This is a genomic window from Aeromicrobium sp. Sec7.5 (assembly GCF_036867135.1).
Taxonomy (GTDB): domain Bacteria; phylum Actinomycetota; class Actinomycetes; order Propionibacteriales; family Nocardioidaceae; genus Aeromicrobium.
Genome location: NZ_JBAJIJ010000001.1, coordinates 1,873,094 through 1,891,474 on the forward strand (window position 1 = coordinate 1,873,094; position 18,381 = coordinate 1,891,474).

The 18,381-nt window shown below is 71.0% G+C and carries 20 protein-coding genes and 1 pseudogene; 11 read left to right on the forward strand and 10 right to left on the reverse strand.

Translation table 11 applies throughout. The annotated features are described in order from the left end of the window. Positions 1 to 39: 39 nt before the first annotated feature. Positions 40 to 630, reverse strand: a complete 591-nt coding sequence (locus tag V6S66_RS09405) for a hypothetical protein (RefSeq protein ID WP_334206479.1) — start codon at positions 628 to 630, stop codon at positions 40 to 42. A gap of 25 nt (positions 631 to 655) precedes the next feature. Beyond that, positions 656 to 2,068 carry a glycine--tRNA ligase gene (locus tag V6S66_RS09410; RefSeq protein ID WP_334206480.1) on the reverse strand — a complete coding sequence of 471 codons (1,413 nt, stop codon included), beginning with the start codon at positions 2,066 to 2,068 and terminating at the stop codon, positions 656 to 658. Between the two features lie 151 nt (positions 2,069 to 2,219). Here V6S66_RS09410 and V6S66_RS09415 point away from each other — a divergent pair, with 151 nt between their 5' ends. The 8 genes from V6S66_RS09415 to V6S66_RS09450 all read left to right on the forward strand — a co-directional run bounded on the left by V6S66_RS09415 (position 2,220) and on the right by V6S66_RS09450 (position 7,978). Then, entirely contained in the window at positions 2,220 to 3,203 is a 984-nt protein-coding gene (locus tag V6S66_RS09415) for a metal ABC transporter substrate-binding protein (protein WP_334206481.1), read from the forward strand. Further along, positions 3,200 to 3,970: a metal ABC transporter ATP-binding protein gene (locus V6S66_RS09420; RefSeq protein ID WP_334206482.1), complete on the forward strand. Its 771-nt coding sequence runs from the start codon at positions 3,200 to 3,202 to the stop codon at positions 3,968 to 3,970. The genes V6S66_RS09415 and V6S66_RS09420 overlap by 4 nt, the downstream gene beginning before the upstream one ends. Further along, a complete protein-coding gene (locus V6S66_RS09425; RefSeq protein ID WP_334206483.1) occupies positions 3,970 to 4,812 on the forward strand; it encodes a metal ABC transporter permease in 843 nt (280 codons plus the stop codon). Before V6S66_RS09420 ends, V6S66_RS09425 begins: the two co-directional genes overlap by 1 nt. 14 nt (positions 4,813 to 4,826) lie before the next feature. Beyond that, on the forward strand, positions 4,827 to 5,216 hold the full coding sequence (locus tag V6S66_RS09430; RefSeq protein WP_334206484.1) for a Fur family transcriptional regulator: 390 nt from the start codon (positions 4,827 to 4,829) through the stop codon (positions 5,214 to 5,216). 52 nt (positions 5,217 to 5,268) lie between these two features. Next, a complete protein-coding gene (locus V6S66_RS09435) occupies positions 5,269 to 6,144 on the forward strand; it encodes a 3-methyladenine DNA glycosylase (protein ID WP_334206485.1) in 876 nt (291 codons plus the stop codon). 101 nt (positions 6,145 to 6,245) lie between these two features. After that, entirely contained in the window at positions 6,246 to 7,346 is a 1,101-nt protein-coding gene (locus tag V6S66_RS09440) for a DUF222 domain-containing protein (protein WP_334206486.1), read from the forward strand. Beyond that, entirely contained in the window at positions 7,343 to 7,510 is a 168-nt protein-coding gene (locus V6S66_RS09445; protein WP_334206487.1) for a hypothetical protein, read from the forward strand. Before V6S66_RS09440 ends, V6S66_RS09445 begins: the two co-directional genes overlap by 4 nt. A gap of 30 nt (positions 7,511 to 7,540) precedes the next feature. Then, positions 7,541 to 7,978, forward strand: a complete 438-nt coding sequence (locus V6S66_RS09450; protein ID WP_334206488.1) for a GNAT family N-acetyltransferase — start codon at positions 7,541 to 7,543, stop codon at positions 7,976 to 7,978. 49 nt (positions 7,979 to 8,027) lie between these two features. Here the strand turns inward: V6S66_RS09450 and V6S66_RS09455 are convergent, their stop codons facing one another. The 3 genes from V6S66_RS09455 to cimA all read right to left on the reverse strand — a co-directional run bounded on the left by V6S66_RS09455 (position 8,028) and on the right by cimA (position 11,364). After that, a complete protein-coding gene (locus tag V6S66_RS09455; protein ID WP_334206489.1) occupies positions 8,028 to 8,873 on the reverse strand; it encodes a hypothetical protein in 846 nt (281 codons plus the stop codon). 97 nt (positions 8,874 to 8,970) lie between these two features. Then, complete coding sequence (locus V6S66_RS09460) at positions 8,971 to 9,723, reverse strand: hypothetical protein (protein WP_334206490.1); 753 nt, start codon at positions 9,721 to 9,723, stop codon at positions 8,971 to 8,973. A 21-nt stretch (positions 9,724 to 9,744) separates the two neighbouring features. Next, positions 9,745 to 11,364: a citramalate synthase gene (cimA, locus tag V6S66_RS09465; protein ID WP_334206491.1), complete on the reverse strand. Its 1,620-nt coding sequence runs from the start codon at positions 11,362 to 11,364 to the stop codon at positions 9,745 to 9,747. A 174-nt stretch (positions 11,365 to 11,538) separates the two neighbouring features. On the opposite strand from cimA, the gene V6S66_RS09470 reads away from it, so the two are divergent. Beyond that, positions 11,539 to 12,234, forward strand: coding sequence for a hypothetical protein (locus tag V6S66_RS09470; protein ID WP_334206492.1), 696 nt, complete (start codon positions 11,539 to 11,541; stop codon positions 12,232 to 12,234). On the opposite strand, the gene V6S66_RS09475 is transcribed toward V6S66_RS09470, so the two are convergent. Further along, a complete protein-coding gene (locus tag V6S66_RS09475; protein ID WP_334206493.1) occupies positions 12,227 to 13,660 on the reverse strand; it encodes an aspartate ammonia-lyase in 1,434 nt (477 codons plus the stop codon). The two genes, V6S66_RS09470 and V6S66_RS09475, sit on opposite strands and share 8 nt — an antisense overlap. 123 nt (positions 13,661 to 13,783) lie before the next feature. Here V6S66_RS09475 and V6S66_RS09480 point away from each other — a divergent pair, with 123 nt between their 5' ends. Further along, positions 13,784 to 14,335, forward strand: a complete 552-nt coding sequence (locus V6S66_RS09480) for a hypothetical protein (protein WP_334206494.1) — start codon at positions 13,784 to 13,786, stop codon at positions 14,333 to 14,335. Between the two features lie 10 nt (positions 14,336 to 14,345). On the opposite strand, the gene V6S66_RS09485 is transcribed toward V6S66_RS09480, so the two are convergent. Together V6S66_RS09485 and V6S66_RS09490 are read right to left on the reverse strand one after the other, a co-directional pair. Next, positions 14,346 to 15,455: a branched-chain amino acid aminotransferase gene (locus V6S66_RS09485; protein WP_334206495.1), complete on the reverse strand. Its 1,110-nt coding sequence runs from the start codon at positions 15,453 to 15,455 to the stop codon at positions 14,346 to 14,348. A 46-nt stretch (positions 15,456 to 15,501) separates the two neighbouring features. Next, on the reverse strand, positions 15,502 to 16,581 hold the full coding sequence (locus V6S66_RS09490; RefSeq protein ID WP_334206496.1) for a 3-isopropylmalate dehydrogenase: 1,080 nt from the start codon (positions 16,579 to 16,581) through the stop codon (positions 15,502 to 15,504). Between the two features lie 495 nt (positions 16,582 to 17,076). Here V6S66_RS09490 and V6S66_RS09495 point away from each other — a divergent pair, with 495 nt between their 5' ends. After that, positions 17,077 to 17,640: an O-methyltransferase gene (locus V6S66_RS09495; RefSeq protein ID WP_334206497.1), complete on the forward strand. Its 564-nt coding sequence runs from the start codon at positions 17,077 to 17,079 to the stop codon at positions 17,638 to 17,640. Positions 17,641 to 17,724: 84 nt separating this feature from the next. Here the strand turns inward: V6S66_RS09495 and V6S66_RS17030 are convergent. Next, a pseudogene (locus tag V6S66_RS17030) lies at positions 17,725 to 18,165 on the reverse strand (YczE/YyaS/YitT family protein); the annotation flags it as partial. 65 nt (positions 18,166 to 18,230) lie between these two features. Next, the gene (locus V6S66_RS09500; RefSeq protein ID WP_334206498.1) at positions 18,231 to 18,371 is read right to left on the reverse strand and encodes a hypothetical protein; all 141 of its coding nucleotides are present in this window, start codon (positions 18,369 to 18,371) and stop codon (positions 18,231 to 18,233) included. Positions 18,372 to 18,381 lie beyond the last annotated feature (10 nt).

Consider the following 18,381-nt stretch of genomic DNA (forward strand, 5'->3'; position numbering starts at 1 on the left):
GGCGCCGTCAGGTCGGGCGCAGCCACCCGGGGCAGCACGTCACGGCGACCAGGTGATCGCCGAGTCGTCGCCGTCGGGCTGCAGGTCGACCGAGACCAGCGCCTGGCCGGCGGGCACCAGGTAGACCAGGCACAGGTTCGCCGACTCCCCCGGCAGGAAGCTCTCGGGCAGCTGACCGGACGGGCACGGCGCGAAGCTGCCGACGATCGGCGTCGGCGGGAGCAGCATGTCGGAGTCGTCACGGGCGAACACCGGCAGCGCCGCACCTCCGAGCCCGGCCGGACCCTCGTTCACGACCGTCAGGTCGACGTAGAACGGCGAGGAGGCCAGCTGGTCGGGCGTGAGCGAGAAGAAGCGGAAGTCCTCGATGACGCCCCGGCGGACGTTCGCGATCGTCACCGTGATGGCACTCGCGGCCTGCTCATCGACCTGGTAGACCACCGTCGCGGTCTCGCCCGGCTTGCGCTGGGCACCGGGCTTGCTGATCGTGACGCCGTCGGGCACCTCGAAGCCGGCCGGGACCGACGAGACCGGCTTCGGGTCGTCCTCGCCGCCGCCACACGCGGCCACGGGCACGAGCAGTGCCAGGGCGCACAGGACCAGACGAAGACGGCGACGCGACGAGATCACGCCGAGATTGTCACCCCGCGCAGGGTCAGCAGCCGGGGAGGCGCGCCGCGAGCCAGTCACGAACCTGGCTGAGGGCGACGCGCTCCTGCTGCATCGTGTCGCGCTCGCGGATCGTGACGGCCTGGTCGTCGAGCGTCTCGAAGTCGACCGTGATGCAGAACGGCGTGCCGATCTCGTCCTGGCGGCGGTACCGACGGCCGATCGCCTGGGCGTCGTCGAAGTCGACGTTCCAGTAGCCGCGGAGCTCCTTCGCGAGGTCCCGGGCGGCGGGCGACAGCGCCTCGTTGCGCGACAGGGGCAGCACCGCGGCCTTGACGGGAGCCAGCCGGTGGTCGAGCCGCAGCACGGTGCGCACGTCGACGCCACCCTTGGTGTTGGGCGCCTCGTCCTCGGCGTAGGCATCGACGAGGAAGGCCATCATCGAGCGGTTCACGCCGGCTGCGGGCTCGATGACGTACGGCGTCCAGCGCTCGCCCGTGGCCTGGTCGTGGTACGACAGCTCGCTGCCCGAGTGCTGGCTGTGCGTCGACAGGTCGAAGTCGGTGCGGTTGGCGACACCCTCGAGCTCGCCCCACTCCGATCCCTGGAAGCCGAAGCGGTACTCGATGTCGACGGTGCGCTTGGCGTAGTGCGAGAGCTTCTCGGCCGCGTGCTCGTAGAAGCGCAGGTTGTCGGGCGTGACGCCGAGACCGGTGTACCACCCCATGCGCTCGGCGAGCCAGTACTCGTGCCACTGCTCGTCCTCGCCGGGCTTGACGAAGAACTCCATCTCCATCTGCTCGAACTCGCGCGTGCGGAAGATGAAGTTGCCCGGCGTGATCTCGTTGCGGAAGCTCTTGCCGATCTGGCCGATGCCGAACGGGGGCTTCTTGCGGGCGCTCGTCATGACCTGGCCGAAGTTGACGAAGATCCCCTGGGCGGTCTCGGGACGCAGGTAGTGCAGGCCCTCCTCCGACTCGACGGGGCCCAGGTAGGTCTTGAGCAGGCCGTTGAACATGCGCGGCTCGGTCCACTGGCCCTTGGTGCCGCAGTTGGCGCAGACGATGAGGTCCATCGCGACGGTGTCGGGGTCGATCTCGTCCTGCCCCGCCTGTCCGCCCTTCGCCTTCTTCTCGACGTAGGCCTCCTGCAGGTGGTCCTGCCGGTAGCGGCGGTGGCAGCTCAGGCACTCCACGAGCGGGTCGACGAAGGCCGCGAGGTGCCCCGAGGCCTCCCACACGCGGGTGGGAAGGATGACCGAGGAGTCCAGGCCGACGACGTCGTCGCGTCCCTGCACCATCGATCGCCACCACTGGCGCTTGATGTTCTCCTTGAGCTCGACGCCGAGGGGCCCGTAGTCCCACGCCGACTTCGTGCCGCCGTAGATCTCGCCGCACTGGTAGACGAAGCCGCGACGCTTGCAGAGGCTGGTGACGGTGTCGATCGTGGACGCAGGCATAGGTGCAGTTCTCCCGGCTGGATGTCGGCGGGGCGCGCGGCCGTCGTGACGGACCGCTCCCGTGGATCGGGCCAGCGTATCGAGACCGGCGTGACCAGCGGCACCTGCCGTCAGTTTGACAATGGTTCCCATCCGCGTGAACGATAGGGGCATGCGCCGTGCCACCCTGATCGCCCCTGCCCTCCTGCTCTCCCCCCTCCTCGTCGCGTGCGGCGCCGGGGGTGGCGACGGCGGGCCCACCGTGGTGACCTCGGCCTACCCGTTCCAGTTCCTCGTCGAGCGGGTCGCCGGCGAGCACTACACGGTCGAGAACCTGACGCGTCCCGGCGGCGAGCCGCACGACCTCGAGCTGACGCCCCGACAGGTCGCCGACGTGCAGGGCTCGGACCTGGTCGTCTACGTCGACGCGTTCCAGACCGCGGTGGACGAGGCCGTGGAGCAGGCCGACCGCGAGGACGGCACCACGCTGGACCTCGCGAGCGTCGTCGACCTCATCGAGTCCGAGGACGGAGGCCACGACCACGAGGGCCACGACCACGCCGAAGGTGAGGAGCACGCCGAGGACGAGGAGCACGCCGAGGACGAGGAGGGCCACGAGGGCCACGACCACGGCGGCGTCGACCCGCACTTCTGGCTCGACCCGCACCGCATGGAGCTCGCCGCCCGGGCGATCGGCGACCGGATGGCCGAGGTCGACCCCGAGCACTCCGACGACTACACCGCCAACGCCGATGCCCTGGTGACCGAGCTCCAGGACCTCGACGCGGACTACACGGTCGGCCTGCAGACCTGCGAGCTCCGCACCATCGTCACGGCCCATGCGGCGTTCGCCTACCTGGCCGACGCGTACGACCTCGTCCAGGTGCCGATCGCCGGCCTCGAGCCGAGCGCCGAACCGTCCTCGGCCCAGCTCGCCGAGATCAGTGACCTCGTGACCTCCCAGGGCATCACCACGGTCTTCACCGAGCAGCTCGTGGACCCGGCCGTGGCCGAGACCGTCGCGAGCACGACGGGCGCCACGACGGCTATCCTCGACCCGATCGAGGGTCTCAGCGACGCCACCGCGGACGAGGACTACCTGTCCCTGATGCGGAGCAACCTCGACGCGATCCGGGAGGCCAACAGGTGCCAGTGAGCCAGGGCGACCGTGCCGTGCTCGAGGCGCGCGGTGTCACGGTCGACCTCGGCGGCCGGCCCGTGCTGTCAGGGGTCGACCTCGTCGTCGGCCGGGGCGAGGTGGTCGCCGTGCTCGGCGCCAACGGCTCCGGCAAGTCCACGCTGGTGCGGGCCGTCATCGGCCTGGTGCCCCGCCGAACGGGCGAGGTCAGCCTCTTCGGCACCCCCATCGCGCAGTTCCGCGACCGCGCCCGCCTGGGGTACGTGCCCCAGCGCAGCGTCAGCGCAGCCGGGGTGCCGGCCACGGTGCGCGAGGTCGTGCTCAGCGGACGCCTCGCCCGGCGCCGACTCGTCGGTCCCGCGCGGCGCGCCGACCGTGAGGCCGCCGACCGCGCCATCGACCTCGTCGGGCTCACCGACCTGCGCCGGCGGCCCGTCACGGAGCTCTCCGGCGGTCAGCACCAACGCACCCTGATCGCCCGGGCCCTGGCCTCCGAGCCGGACCTGTTGGTCATGGACGAACCCCTGGCCGGGGTCGACGCCGCCAGCGGCCAGGGCCTCGCGCGCACCGTGGCTGATCTCGTCGCGGCGGGCACCGCCGTGCTGCTGGTGGAGCACGACCTCGGCCCCTTGACGGACGTCGTCGACCGGGCCGTCGTGATCGATCACGGCCAGGTCGTCTACGACGGCCCCCCGCAGTCGGCACCCGCCGAGCACGTCCACCACCACCCCCACACCGGCGAGCCCGGTCGGATCGAGCCGCTGCCGCACGAGGGGGTGCTCTGATGCTGGAGCTGTTGAACTACGACTTCATGCAGCGAGCCCTGCTCGCGGCGCTCATCACCGGCATCACGGCGCCGGCGATCGGCACGTTCCTGGTGCAGCGCCGTCTGGCGCTCCTGGGCGACGGCATCGGCCACGTGGCGCTCACCGGCGTCGCGGCCGGGCTGCTCACGGGCACCGCACCGCTGCTCACCGCGGTCATCGCCGCCACGCTCGGAGCCCTAGCGATCGAGCTCATGCGCACCTACGCCAAGACCTCGGGCGACGTCGCGCTCGCGATGCTGTTCTACGGCGGCCTCGCCGCGGGCGTCCTGCTGATCAACCTCGCCGGCGACAGTGCCTCGACCCTCAACAGCTATCTCTTCGGCTCGATCGTCACCGTGACCTCCGACGACCTGGTCGTCGTGGGGGTCCTCGGGGCCCTGGTGCTGGCGGTGGTGGTCGCGGCCACGCCGCAGCTGTTCGCGGTGTGCCAGGACGAGGAGCACGCCCGGGTCAGCGGTGTGCCGGTGCGCCTGTACGGGATCCTCATCGCGGTGCTGGCCGCCGTCACCATCACGGTCGCGATGCGCACCGTCGGGCTGCTGCTCGTGTCGGCGCTCATGGTCGTTCCCGTGGCGGCCGCCCAGCAGGTCGCCCGGAGCTTCCGGGGCACGCACCTGCTCGCGATGCTGCTCGGACTCGTCGCGGCGATCGGCGGGGTCGTGGCGAGCTTCGAGATCGACACCCAGCCGGGCCCCACGATCGTCCTCACCGCGATGCTGTGCTTCGCCGTGCTGGCGGCGGCGCGCGGGGTCATGACGCTCAGCCGACGCTGGAAGAGGCGCCCACTACAGTTGGGCTGAGGAGGATCGAGAGCATGGTCAGCACCCCCCGCAACACCCGTCAGCGTCGCGCCGTCGCCGCGATCCTGGAGGACCTCGACGGCTTCGCGAGTGCTCAGGAGATCCATGATCTGCTGCGCCACCGCGGCGAGTCGGTCGGCCTGTCGACCGTCTACCGCAACCTGCAGGCCCTGAGCGACTCCGCCGAGATCGACGCGCTTCGCAACGACGACGGCGAGACCCTCTACCGGCAGTGCAGCACGGGTCACCACCACCACTTGGTGTGCCGTGCGTGCGGGCGCACGGTCGAGGTCGCCGGCCCCACGGTCGAGCGCTGGGCCGACTCGATCGCCGCCGAGCACGGCTTCGTCGACGTCGCCCACACCCTCGAGATCTTCGGGACCTGCGGCGACTGCCCCCGGTGAGCACTCCCCCATGAGCCCGGCCCCGGCGTCTCGCACCGTTGAGTCCAGCCCCGTGATCGTCCTCTCTCGGGAGGAGTGGTCTCCACGCGCGCAGGCCCATCGCGAGCGCGCCGAGCACTGGACCGTCCCACACCTGCGCCGCCGGGCCTCGGGCGAGGACCACCCCGTCGAGGACTTCCTGTTCGAGTACTACAACTTCTCCCCCGGCGCGCTCGCACGCTGGCACCCCGGCCTCGGCGTGGGGCTCGTCGATTCACCCGACCACGCGGCACTCGGTGCCTACGAGACCGAGGACGGCGTGTCCCGAGTCGATCCGGGGCGCCTGGAGCGGCGTCTGCCCGGCCTGCGATGGACCCATGCGCTCCTGTCGCGCACCCGCGACGCCGAGCCGCGGTGGAGCTGCTTCGGCCTGCACGAGTGGGCCATGGTGCACGGCGCGGCTCAGCAGCGTCGCCACGGCGACCAGCCCCTCCGACTCGGCGCGGCCGGCACCGACGAGGTCGTCCGGTCGCACACGCTGCAGTGCACGCACGTCGACGCGTTCCGGTTCTTCACGCCCGAGGCAGCCCCACTCAACGCCCACCAGCCGACCCGCGACGACCAGCTGCAACTCGAGCAGCCCGGCTGCGTGCACGTCACGATGGACCTGTACCGATTGGCCTTCCGTCTCGTGCCGTTCATCGAGCCCACGGTCGTCCTCGACACCTTCGAGCTCGCGCTCGACGCCCGCCAGGTCGACATGCGGGCGTCGCCCTACGACGTCACCGACCTCGGCCTCGAGCCCATTCCGGTCGAGACGGCCGACGGCAAGGCGGCCTACGTGCAGGAGCAGCGCCGCCTCGCCGGGCTGGCGCAGCCGCTCAGGGAGCGGCTGCTGGGCGCTGTCGGCGAGCTGCTGGACCACGGTTCAGCGCCGTCCGGAGCCTGACGAACCTGGGACCGACCGACATGCAGCCTGACCGGCGAGTTCTCCACAGCACGCTTCCCGATCTCATGGGCTTGTCGGTGGGTGGGTGTTGGGTTTGAGTCATGAGCAGCAACCGGCCGGGTCTGGAGGACCTGAGTGGCATCGCGCGTGACCGCGCGATGGCCGAGGCCTGCGAGTGGCTGGCGATGCTCGACTACCGCGACGGCGAGCTCGACCGCATCGAGGCCTCCGACGCCAGCCCGATGCGCAAGGTCATCGAACGGTCCACCATCGCGGTCGAGATCGGGCTGCACCTCAACCTCTCCGAGGGCCAGGTCATCGATCGACTCGCCGCCGGCGACCGGCTGCGCTGCCAGACACCACGGGTCTGGTTGATGTTCCAGCGCGGGGTCCTCGACGCCGCCCGCGTGCGTGAGATCTCCCTGGCCGTGCGCCGACTCGAGCGCCCCGAGTCCTCCGACCGTCTCGACACCCAGGTCGTGTCCTACGCGGCCACGCACACGCTCACCGAGCTGCGCTCCTGGCTGCGCCGGTTCGTCTCACGGGTCGAGGCCGACCTGGCCGTCGAGCGCGCCAACGCCGAACGCGAGCTGCGGCACGTCGACGTCGTGCAGGCCGACGACGCCATGGCCTGGCTCAACGCCTACCTCCCCGCCCACGAAGCAGCCGCGATCGCCACCCGGCTGCGCAAGGCCGCGAAGGCCGCCCGCGCCGCCGGTGACGAACGCACCCAGGCCCAGCTCCAGGCCGAGCTGCTCACCGAATGGACCCTCACCGCTGAGGAGTCCCAGACCGCCCGCGGCCGAGGGCTCGCGATCGACATCGCCGTCACCCTCGACGCGAAGGTCGCCGCCGGCGCCGAGCCCGGTCACGCCGAAGCGGCCGACGGGTCCTGGGAGGTCCCTGCCGAGTGGCTGCTCGACTCGGCCGTCGAGGGCGACGCCCTCTGGCACCGATTGCTGATCGAACCGATCACCGGCAACACGCTGGCCCACTCGTGCAGCTGCCTCAGCCAACCCTCAGCCACGGGGCGGGCGAAGCCCGCCTGCCGGGCCGTGGCGAGCTCCAGCGAGCTACGGGTTGAGCGCGAGGAACGAGCGCGGCCCGGCACCACCGAGAACCCTGGCCCGACGGACCCACGTCGGGCGACAACCTCGATCCCCGCTGCCGCGGAGACCATGCCCGCAAGGGCCATGGCGTGATCGACGACGTCCTCCGACGCCTCCACCAGATCGAGCAGACACCACCGAACCGACACCGGCTCGCGCCCTACCGACCCGACCCGGTCGCCAAAGAGCTCGCGCACCGCCTCGCCCACCGCACCGACGACGACCTCCTCGCCACAGACAGCGAACTCGCCGCTTGAGCGGGGCGCTCAAGACCGTAGGCTGAGCCGGTGCCGAGCCTCCACCTCACCGACGGCAGGTCACTGACCGGTGCCGAGGTGCACGCGATCTGGACCATCCGCGACCTCGTCTTCAACGTCGAGCAGCGCTGCGAGGACGCCGACCCCGACGCGGTCGACCTCGAGCCGACCACGACACACCTCTGGTACGCCGACAACGGAGGCATCACGAGCTACCTGCGCACCTACGTCACCGCCGACGGGGTGCGCCACGTGGGTCGCGTGTGCACCCGGCGCGACGCCCGCGGCGCCGGGCTGTCGGGCAGCCTCCTGCGCGAGGTGCTGGACCGCTGGGGCCACGCCAGGATCGATCTGGGCGCGCAGGCCTACCTGCACGACTGGTACGCCGGCTTCGGTTTCGTCCAGGACGGTGAGCCCTACGTCGACGCCGGCATCGACCACGTGCCGATGACCCGCGTCCCCCGCTGACCCAGACGCGGCAGGGGTGCCGGGCCCCGGGCGGCGAGGTCGAGCCCGTTCAGCTCTCGGTGAGCTCTTCCGCCGGGTCGCCACCGCCGGACTCGCCGTCCTCGTCCTCGCTGTCGTCGTCGGAGCTCGACTCCTCCAGGTCCTCGTCGGCGCCGAAGGACTCGACCGCGGACGACAACGCGTCCTCCTGGGACGACTCGGCCTCGTTGAGGGCCAGCTCGGCCGCGCCGTACTGCTCGGTGAACTCGAAGGAGTACGACTGGCCGCCGTCGAGCGACGCCGCCGTCTGGTTCAGGTTGTCGAGCACGAACTGCAGCGCGGCGGACGTGAGCTCCGCCGCCTCCTCGTAGCCCTCCGGCACCTCGACGGCCTCGAAGGTGTCCTTGACCGCCTGCATCCCCGGGATCGAGGAGTCGCGCACGGGCTGGCCGCTCGAGAACGGACCCGGACCCAAGAGCTCGCCCGGCGTCCCGCGATCGAGCGCGACGGCGACGGCGTCCTGGAACTCGGTGGCTGCCAGGCGATCCTCGGCCAAGGACTCCAGGACGTCGAGGTCGTCGGAGATCTCCTGCTCGACCTTCGCTGCCGCGGCGTAGTCGCCGGAGTTCTCACGCCCGTACTCGGGCGCGTCTCCGATCGACGGCACGGCATCCTTCGCCTCGGCGATCGCGTCGAGGACGGACTCGTCGTCCGACAGCTCGTCGTCGATGACCGACGCCTGGTCCTCGCGGAAGGTCGCGACCTCGGCGAGGTAGTCGTCGGCGGCACGGTCGGCCGCAGCGATGTCGTTCTGGTGGTTCTGGTGGATCACGAGGACCGCGGTCGTGACCGCGATGCCAGCCAGGACGACCACTCCCAGGACGGAGAAGAGGATGATCTTCGCGCGCGTGCTCATGGCAGAACGGTGGCCGGACGCTCAGGTGGTGTCAAACTCAACCGGCGTCCCGGGGACCTCTCCCCATCGGCGGTTCGGCACTCGCCGGGTCCGACCCTCACGCGGGCAGCACGGCGTCGACCGCGGTCGCGAGCTCGGCGTCGACCGTGAGTCCGTACAGACGAACCCCTTCGGCGGCGATCGCCAGCTGCTCGCCGTAGCTGAACGAGTAGTTCTGCCCCAGTGCCGCGAACGCCACCAGCAGCTCGCACTGGTCGATCACGTTCTGCACGGCAGCCGTCACGGTCCGGGCCAGCTCCTCCTGCCCGCCCGGGACCGGAACTGCCGCGAGGTCCGCGAGCGCGTCCTCGTAGGCCGGGATCACCTCGCGCTCGACGACCGCGGTGTCGCGGATCGTCGACGACCCGGTGATCGTCTCGATGCGGAGGGCCAGTGCCGTGTCGGCGGCCGCGATGAAGGTGCGGGCCACCGCGACGCGGCCGAGCACGTCGACCAGCTCCACGTACGGGTCGGCGAGCGTGGCCTCGAGGTACTGGGCGTCGCGGTACTCCGACGACAGCTCGGCACCCTCACCGTCGACCGGGGGAAGGCGCGGTGGGTCGTCGAGCCGCGCCTGCACCTGGGCCTGGAGGTCGGCGGGCGGGCCGTCGCGTCCGGCCAGGACGATCTCCGCCAGCTCGCCGCGGTAGCGCTCGACCTGCTCCACGAACTCGGCGGCGACCGCGTCGGCCTCGTCGCCGGCCCGCACCTGACGCTGCTGCTCGACGATCACGAGCGCGCCCACCACCGCGACGACGAGCACCGTCACGATCACCGGCAGGACGATCGCGAGCCGTCTCCATCTCGTCATGGCCGTCTCACGCCGAGGCCGTCACGAACCCGCAGGGGCCACTCCGTGCGCCCGCAGACCGTAGGTCAGGGCGTCCGTGAGGGCGATCCAGGAGGCCTCGATCATGTTGGCGCCGACGCCGACCGTGACCCAGGAGTCCTTGCCGTCGGAGGTCTCGATGAGCACCCGCGTGACGGCGTCGGTGCCGTGACCCTGGTCGAGGATCCGGACGCGGAAGTCGGTCAGGTGGAACTGCACGACGTCCGGGTACACCTGCTCGATCGCCAGGCGCAGGGCGTGGTCGAGGGCGTTGACGGGGCCGTTGCCCTCACCGATCACCGCCAGCCGCTGGCCTCCGGCGACGATCTTGACGGTGGCCTCCGCCAGCGCGCCCTCGCGCAGCCCACTCGACTCGGCGATGACCCGCCAGGACTCGATGTCGAAGTAGCGCGGCCGGGCTCCCTCGACCTCCTCGACCAGCAGCAGCTCGAACGAGGCGTCCGCCGCCTCGAAGGTGTAGCCGGACTGCTCGAGCTCCTTGACGCGGTCGGTCAGCCGCGCGAGCCGCGCGGGGTCGTCGGTGAGGTCGAACCCCAGCTCGCGTCCCTTGAGCTCGATCGTCGCGCGTCCGGCCATCTCCGAGACCAGCAGTCGCATGTCGTTGCCGACCAGGGCCGGGTCGATGTGCTGGTACAGGTCGGGGTCGACACGGATCGCGCTGGCGTGCAGGCCCGCCTTGTGCGCGAACGACGAGACGCCGGTGTACGGCTGGCGGGCGAGCGGCGGATAGTTGGTGATCTCGGAGACGGCGTGCGCGATGCGCGTCGCCTCCGCGAGCCGGCCCGCCGGCAGCACCGGTCGCCCGAGCTTGAGCTCGAGATTGGCGACGCACGTCACGAGGTCGGCGTTGCCCGTGCGCTCCCCGTACCCGTTCAGGCAGCCCTGCACGTGCGTGACTCCCGCGAGGACCGCCGCCATCGAGTTGGCGACCGCGCAGCCGGTGTCGTTGTGCGCGTGGATGCCCAGCCGGGCGCCCGTCGCGGCCAGCACGTCGCCGACCACGTCGGTGACCTGGTGCGGCAGCATGCCGCCGTTGGTGTCGCACAGCACGGCGACCTCGGCGCCGGCCTCCGTGGCGGCGCCGACGACCTCCAGGGCGTAGGCGCGGTTGGCGAGGTAGCCGTCGAAGAAGTGCTCGAGGTCGACGAAGACCCGCTGCCCCTCCGCCCGCAGGTGCGAGACCGTGTCGCGCACCATCGCGAGGTTCTCCTCGAGGGTCGTGCGCAGGGCCAGCTCCACGTGGCGGTCGTGGCTCTTCGCCACCAGGGTCACGACCGAGGCGCCGGACTCCCGCAGTGCCGCCACGAGCGGGTCGTCACCCGCCACCGCTCCGGCTCGACGCGTGGCCCCGAACGCGGCGAGCGTCGCGTGCTGCAGCTCGAGCTCCTTGGCCGCCAGCGCGAAGAACTCGGTGTCCTTGGGGTTCGATCCCGGCCAACCGCCCTCGATGTAGCCCACGCCGAGGTCGTCCAGGTGCCGCGCGATGTGCATCTTGTCCTGCACGGAGAGGTTGAGACCCTCCTGCTGGGCGCCGTCGCGCATCGTCGTGTCGTAGACGTGGAAGGTGGGATCGGGAGCGTGGGGGTCGGGTGCGGCGGTCATGGTGTTCCTTCGGCCAACAAAAAAGCCCCCCGGGGATCGGGAGGCGGCGCGCTGGTTCCTGTCGGTCAGGACCCGGCGCGCCCGGCAATGATGATGACGGTGGTCGTCGTGGGGCTCGTCACGGTTCCTGAGTCTAGACTTCGAGCCGATGCTTGCCAAGACGGGACCGAACCGATGACCGTGCCTGTGCCCGACGTCCGTCACAGCGTTCACGCGGTGGTGACCGCCGTGCCGCTCGAGCCGGTCGAGCCGGTGCCGGTGCCCCTGCCGACCGTCGCGCTCCTGCGGCGCTTCGGTGCCGACGCCGACCAGCTCGCCGCGTTCGAGGCGCGGACGCACGCGCGGGTGCTGCACCGGTCCGGGTCGGTCGCGTCCGCCCGGGCCGACGCCGTCGCCGCCCGTCTCGAGGCGCTCACGCTGGCGGCGCAGCACGACGGGCTCGTCGTCGACCTCGCGGTGCCCCGCCTCGTCACGCACACGGTCGACGAGACCGACCCCCACGCACCTCGTCAGTGGGTCGCGCTCGACGTCGACGACGTCCGGGCCACGGGATCCGACGTCGTGTCGCACGGGCTGGCCACCTTCGGCCTGCCCGAGATCCGATGCGCCGACGTGCCGCTCATCGCGCTGGCGGCGACGATCGCGGTCCTGACGGGCCTGACGCACCGGTTGCTCGCCGAGTGGCCGGACAACGACCCGGTGGGTGCCGCCACGGTCACCCTCGCCGACGTCGCCGATGCGCTCGGCGAACCGGCCCCTCCGCGCGACCCCGCGGCGGAGGGCGGCTACGGCGTCGACGTCGCGCTCGCGCTGGTGGGCGACGAGCTCGTGGTGACGATCGAGGGCGACGCCGTGGCCCTCTTCACCTGACCGGCGGCTTCGGGCCCAGGTTCGCCAGCGTCTCGGGCCGCAGGATCCGCTGGAGCTGCTCGGGCGGGAGCAGACCCTTCTCGAGGACCAGCTCCGCGACACCGCGCCCCGTCGCCAGCGCCTCCTTGGCCACGAGCGTCGCGGCCTCGTAGCCGATGAAGGGGTTGAGCGCCGTCACGAGGCCGATCGACCGCTCGACCTCGGCACGCAGGTGCCCCACGTTCGCCGTGATGCCGTCGACGCACCGCTCGGCGAGCACCTCGATGGCCTGCTCGAGCCGGGAGATGCCGGCGGCCAGCGAGAAGCAGATCACCGGCTCGAACGCGTTGAGCTGCAGCTGCCCGGCCTCGGCCGCCATCGACACCGTCACGTCGTGGCCGATGATCTGGAAGGCCACCTGGTTCACGACCTCGGGGATCACGGGATTGACCTTGCCCGGCATGATGCTCGATCCCGCCTGGACGGCCGGCAGGTTGATCTCGCCGAACCCGGCTCGCGGTCCCGACGACAGCAGGCGCAGGTCGTTGCAGATCTTCCCGAGCTTGACCGCGACCCGCTTGAGGGTGCCGGACACCTGCACGAACGCCCCGCAGTCCTGCGTCGCCTCGATCAGGTCGACTGCCGTCTCGAGCGGCAGGTCGGTGATGACGCGCAGGTGGGAGCACGCGATCTCGACGTAGCCCACCGGTGCGTTCAACATCGTGCCGATCGCCGTGGCGCCGAGGTTGATCTCGTGCAGCAGGGCCACGGCCTCCGACAGCCGCGCGCGGTCCTCGGTCAGCATCTGCGCGTACGTGCCGAACTCCTGACCGAGGGTCATCGGGACGGCATCCTGCAGCTGGGTTCGGCCCATCTTGAGCACGTCGTGGAACTCCAGCGCCTTGCGGGCGAAGGACTCCTCCAGCCGCGCCATCGCGGCGAGCAAGTCGCGTGCGGCCAGGATGATCGAGATCTTGACGGCCGTCGGGTACACGTCGTTGGTCGACTGACTCAGGTTGACGTGCTCGTTGGGGTGCAGGACGTGGTGGTCGCCCCGGGCGTGGCCCATGATCTCGAGGGCGCGGTTCGCGATGACCTCGTTGGCGTTCATGTTGGTCGAGGTCCCCGCACCGCCCTGGATCACGTCGACCACGAACTGGTCGTGCCACTGGCCGGCCCGGATCTCCTCGCAGGCATCGCGGATCGCCTCGAACCGGGCGTCGTCGAGCAGCCCGAGCTGGTGGTTGGCGAGCGCGGCGGCCTCCTTGACCGAGGCCAGCGCCTCGACCAGGTAGGGGCTCTCGGAGATCGGGATGCCGGTGATGGGAAAGTTCTCGAGGGCGCGCAGGGTGTGCACGCCCCAGTAGACCTCCGCCGGCACGTGACGCTCCCCGATCAGGTCGTGCTCGAGTCGCGTCACCGGTGCCTCAGGTGTGATGTGCGTCATATCTCGATCAGACCACAGGTCCGAACCACTGCCACGACCCGACACGGGAACAGGCCCGACACGGGAACATCGGGGCCGCACGGCGCCTCTGACTCCATGACCATCCCAGACCGGAGGCTTCACATGTCGCACCAGACGCCCACGCCCACCAAGGACACCACCCGCATCGCCCTCGTCGTGGGCATCGCCCTGACCGCCCTGCTCCTCGTGGGTGTCGGCGTCGTGGCCCTGGTGCTCGCCCTCGGCGGCGGCGACGGCGAGAAGGACGACGACACCTCGGCGGGCCAGACCCCGGAGGACGCGATGCGGGGGTTCATCCAGGCCACGAACGACGCGGACTGCGAGGTCCTCGTCCTCCATCCGGTCACTGACCTCGACTCCGTCGAGGACTGCGAGTCAGAGCTCGACGACGCCCGCGACGAGGCCGACGAAGGCGGCTACGACTTCGACTCGTTCACCCTCGAGGTCGACGACCTCGAGGTGGCCTCCGAGACCGACACCGAGGCCACGATCACGATCGAGGCCACCCAGACCTTCGAGCTCGACGGTGACCCCGAGGAGTACTCGGCCACCTACACCTACGAGCTCGAGAAGGACGGGGACAGCTGGCTCGTGACCGACGTCGAGACGGAGGGAGTGGACGCACCCGAGCCGCGCAGCACCGACGAGGACTGAGCCACCGGCCTCAGACGAGCTGGGTCATCCAGCCGTGGCGGTCCTCGGCCCGGCCGTACTGGATGTCGACCAGGGCTGCACGCAGCTCGGCGGTGACCTTGCCGATCTCGCCCTGGGCGCTGTCGACCTCGCCACCGGCCCAGGCCAGCCGGCCGACCGGGGTGACCACGGCGGCGGTGCCGCACGCGAACACCTCGGTGATCTGGCCGCTCGCCACCCCGTCGCGCCACTCGTCGATCCCGACCTTGCGCTCGACGACCTCGTGGCCGAGGTCGCGGGCGAGCGTCATGATCGAGTCCCGCGTGATGCCCTCGAGGATCGAGCCGGTCAGCTCGGGGGTGACGATCGAGCCGTCGGCCTGCACGAAGTAGAGGTTCATGCCGCCGAGCTCCTCGACCCACCGGTTCTCCACCGAGTCCAGGAAGGCGACCTGCTCGCAGCCGTGGGCGAAGGCCTCCTGCTGCGGCAGCAGGCTGGCGGCGTAGTTGCCCCCGCACTTGGCCGCGCCGGTGCCGCCGGCACCCGCGCGCGTGAAGGTCTCCGAGAGCCAGATGTCGACCGGCTTGAGGCCCGCCCTGAAGTACGCCCCGGCAGGCGAGGCGATGACCGAGTAGGTCACGTGCTGCGACGGCCGCACCCCGAGGAAGACCTCCGAGGCGAACATGAAGGGACGCAGGTAGAGGCTGCGCTCCTCGCCGGTCGGCACCCAGGCGCGGTCGGCCGTGACGAGCTCGCGGATGGAACCGAGGAACCAGTCCTCGGGCAGCTCAGGCAGCGCGAGTCGATGGGCCGAGCGGGCCAGCCGCGCGGCGTTCGCCTCGGGACGGAAGCCCCACACGGAGCCGTCCGCGTGGGCGTAGGCCTTCAGCCCCTCGAAGATCTCCTGCGCATAGTGCAGGACCGCGGTGGCCGGGTCCAGCAGGAGCGGGCCGTACGGGACGACCCGGCCGTCCTGCCAGCCGGCGTCCGGAGTCCACTCGGCGAGGAACATGTGGTCGGTGAAGTGGTTGCCGAACCCGGGATCGGCGAGGACCGCCGACCGCTCGGCGTCCGTGCGCGCAGCGGAGTTCGAGGTGAACGTGCTGGCGAACGGCCCGGTGCTGGAGGACGGAGTGGTCATGAAGGTCACGGTAGTGCTTTCGACGAGGGCGGGACAGGGTGGACGGTCAGCCCACCGATACGCCCGCGGCCAGCAGCGAACCGATGGCCTCCCCCACCTCCTGCGTGGAACGCGCGGCCGTGCCGGCGCCCGAGCGGGCGGCGATGTCGGCCTCGACGGCGGCCGTGATCTCGGCGGCTGCAGCCGGGTGCCCGAGGTGCTCCAGGAGCAGCCCGGCGGACAGGATCGCGGCGGTCGGGTCGGCCTTGCTCTGACCGGCGATGTCCGGGGCCGAGCCGTGGACCGGCTCGAACATGCTCGGCGAGCTGCGGTCGGGGTTGACGTTGCCGCTGGCCGCGAGGCCGATGCCACCGGTGATGGCAGCCGCGAGGTCGGTCAGGATGTCGCCGAACAGGTTGTCGGTGACGATCACGTCGAAGCGTGACGGGTCGGTGGCCAGGAAGATCGTGGCGGCGTCGACGTGCAGGTAGTCGACCGTGACCTCCGGGAACTCCGTCGCGACGGCGTCGACCGTGCGGCTCCAGAGGTGGCCCGCGTGCACGAGCACGTTGTTCTTGTGCACGAGCGTGAGCTTGCGGCGGGGGCGGGCCTGGGCCCGCGCGAACGCGTCGCGCACGACCCGCTCCACGCCGAAGGCCGTGTTCAGGCTCACCTCGGTGGCGACCTCCTGCGGGGTGCCCACGCGAATGGCGCCGCCGTTGCCGACGTACGGGCCCTCGGTGCCCTCCCGGACGACCACGAAGTCGATGTCGCCCCGGTCGGTGACATGGCCGGCGAGCGGCGTCGGGACGCCCGGGAACAGCTTCGAGGGGCGCAGGTTGACGTAGTGGTCGAGCTCGAAGCGCAGCTTGAGCAGTAGGCCCCGCTCGAGCACGCCCGACGGCACGCTCGGGTCGCCGACCGCGCCCAGGAGGATGGCGTCCTGGCCACGGATCTCCTCCAGGACGCCGTCGGGCAGGGTCTCGCCCGTCGCGTGCCACCGCCGCGCCCCGAGGTCGTACTCGGTGCGGGCGAAGGCGAGGCCGTGCCCGGAGGCCACCTGGTCGAGGACCTGGAGGGCCTGGCCGGTGACCTCCGGGCCGATGCCGTCGCCGGGAACGATCGCGAGGTTGTAGGTCTGCGTCATGAACTCATCCTAGGACGACCGGTCTCAGATGCTGAAACCGGCATCTCGCCTTTTGGTCGACGGTCGGATCGTCAGTTGTCGTCGGGACGGTCGGCGTCGGCGAACGCGTCCAGCAGCTCGCTGGCGTCGTCGCGCAGGTGCGCAGGTCCCCACTCGATCACAGGATTGGACATGATGATGCTCCTTCTCGGTTCTGATGGTCAGCGGTCTGACAGACAGCTGGTCCGCGGAACCACTTCGTCGGGGTGACCGACGCGAGAAGGAGCAGATCAGGGTGGTGATCGATGCGATCCTGCAGCGGCTCAGCGGTCCAACGCTGGAACTCCGCGGCAGGAGGTCGGACCTTTAGGAGACCCTGCCGCGGCAAGCGATGGATACGAGCTGCTTCCGCATGGGCAGGACTGTACCCCACCGCCCCAACACCTGCCGACCGATCGGCAACGACTGCGGTCCCGGCGTGTCGGCACGCCGCTTGACGCGTGACAGACTGACGCGGTGTCCTCTCCATTCGACGTCCCGGCGCTGGTCGGACGCACCCTCGACCTCGCCCGCCAGCGCGGGTTCATCACGTCGACGCGCCACGAGACCGGCCGCCTGCTCGCGACCCTGGCCGCCGCACGGTCCGGCACGCTCGCCGAGCTCGGCACCGGCACCGGCGTCGGCTCCGCGTGGCTGTCGAGCGGCGCCGCCGAGGGCACCCGCATCGTGAGCGCGGAGCTCGACCCGTCGCTGGCCGAGGACGTGCAGAAGATCTTCAGCGACGTCGCGAACGTCGACATCGTGTCGGGCGACTGGACCACGCTCGAGGAGTACGCGCCGTTCTCGTTGATCTTCGTCGACGTCCGTGAGGTCATGGCGGAGATCGACCACCTCGCGGCGCTCCTCGAGCCGGGGGGCATCGCGGTGCTCGACGACTTCACCGCCTCAGCGCACTGGCCGCCCATCGTCGACGGCCAGGTCGACACCGTCCGCGAGCAGTGGCTGACCGACGAGCGGTTCGTCGCCGTGGAGCTCCTGATCGACGCCGACGCCAGCCTGGTCATCGCCACGCGGCGCTGACGCACCGCGGGACCCGTCGAGCAGCACCAGGAACACCTGCACGAGCGGACCGATCAGCACGGCGTAGAGAACGGTGCCGACGCCGACCGTGCCGCCGAGCGCGAAGCCGACCGCCAGCACCGTGATCTCGAGCGAGGTCCGCACGACGCGGATGCTCAGCCCGGTCCTGCGGACGATCCCGCTCCACAGACCGTCGCGCGGTCCCGTGCCGAAGTCCGCACCGATGTACAGGGCGCCGGCGAGGGCGTTGCCCACGATGCCGATCGTCAGGAACGACACCTGGACGCCGAGGTGGTCGGGCGTCGGCAGCCACGCCAGCGTGACGTCGGCCGCGATGCCGATCAGGATCACGTTGAGCAGGGTGCCGATGCCCGGACGCTGGCGCAGCGGGATCCATGCCAGCATCACCACGGCCCCCGTCAGGATCACGACCTGGCCGAATGTGAGCGGCACGATGCCGGCGACGCCCTCGTGGAACACGTCCCACGGGTCGAGCCCCAGACCGGCCTCGACCAGGAAGCCCATCGTGGCGCCGTAGAGCCACAGGCCCACCAGGAGCCGGACGAACCGGCCGGCCGGGCTCGTGGGGATCAGGCGCGCCACGGCGCGACCCACTCGTGGTCGTGGCTGCGCGGCGGCGGGACGTCGCCCCGACCGTCGGTGCGGACGAGGACGGCGGTGCGCCAGGTCGTCCAGGACACGAGTGCGAGAAGTGCGACGATCAGCAACATGCCTCCATCG

Bases quoted from the DNA above. Each gene is read 5' to 3' on its own strand.
- V6S66_RS09410 (WP_334206480.1), bottom strand. From the start codon at position 2,068: ATGCCTGCGTCCACGATCGACACCGTCACCAGCCTCTGCAAGCGTCGC.
- V6S66_RS09415 (WP_334206481.1), top strand. From the start codon at position 2,220: ATGCGCCGTGCCACCCTGATCGCCCCTGCCCTCCTGCTCTCCCCCCTC.
- V6S66_RS09425 (WP_334206483.1), top strand. From the start codon at position 3,970: ATGCTGGAGCTGTTGAACTACGACTTCATGCAGCGAGCCCTGCTCGCG.
- V6S66_RS09430 (WP_334206484.1), top strand. From the start codon at position 4,827: ATGGTCAGCACCCCCCGCAACACCCGTCAGCGTCGCGCCGTCGCCGCG.
- V6S66_RS09440 (WP_334206486.1), top strand. From the start codon at position 6,246: ATGAGCAGCAACCGGCCGGGTCTGGAGGACCTGAGTGGCATCGCGCGT.
- V6S66_RS09455 (WP_334206489.1), bottom strand. From the start codon at position 8,873: ATGAGCACGCGCGCGAAGATCATCCTCTTCTCCGTCCTGGGAGTGGTC.
- V6S66_RS09460 (WP_334206490.1), bottom strand. From the start codon at position 9,723: ATGACGAGATGGAGACGGCTCGCGATCGTCCTGCCGGTGATCGTGACG.
- cimA (WP_334206491.1), bottom strand. From the start codon at position 11,364: ATGACCGCCGCACCCGACCCCCACGCTCCCGATCCCACCTTCCACGTC.
- V6S66_RS09470 (WP_334206492.1), top strand. From the start codon at position 11,539: ATGACCGTGCCTGTGCCCGACGTCCGTCACAGCGTTCACGCGGTGGTG.
- V6S66_RS09475 (WP_334206493.1), bottom strand. From the start codon at position 13,660: ATGACGCACATCACACCTGAGGCACCGGTGACGCGACTCGAGCACGAC.
- V6S66_RS09480 (WP_334206494.1), top strand. From the start codon at position 13,784: ATGTCGCACCAGACGCCCACGCCCACCAAGGACACCACCCGCATCGCC.
- V6S66_RS09485 (WP_334206495.1), bottom strand. From the start codon at position 15,455: ATGACCACTCCGTCCTCCAGCACCGGGCCGTTCGCCAGCACGTTCACC.
- V6S66_RS09490 (WP_334206496.1), bottom strand. From the start codon at position 16,581: ATGACGCAGACCTACAACCTCGCGATCGTTCCCGGCGACGGCATCGGC.
- V6S66_RS09500 (WP_334206498.1), bottom strand. From the start codon at position 18,371: ATGTTGCTGATCGTCGCACTTCTCGCACTCGTGTCCTGGACGACCTGG.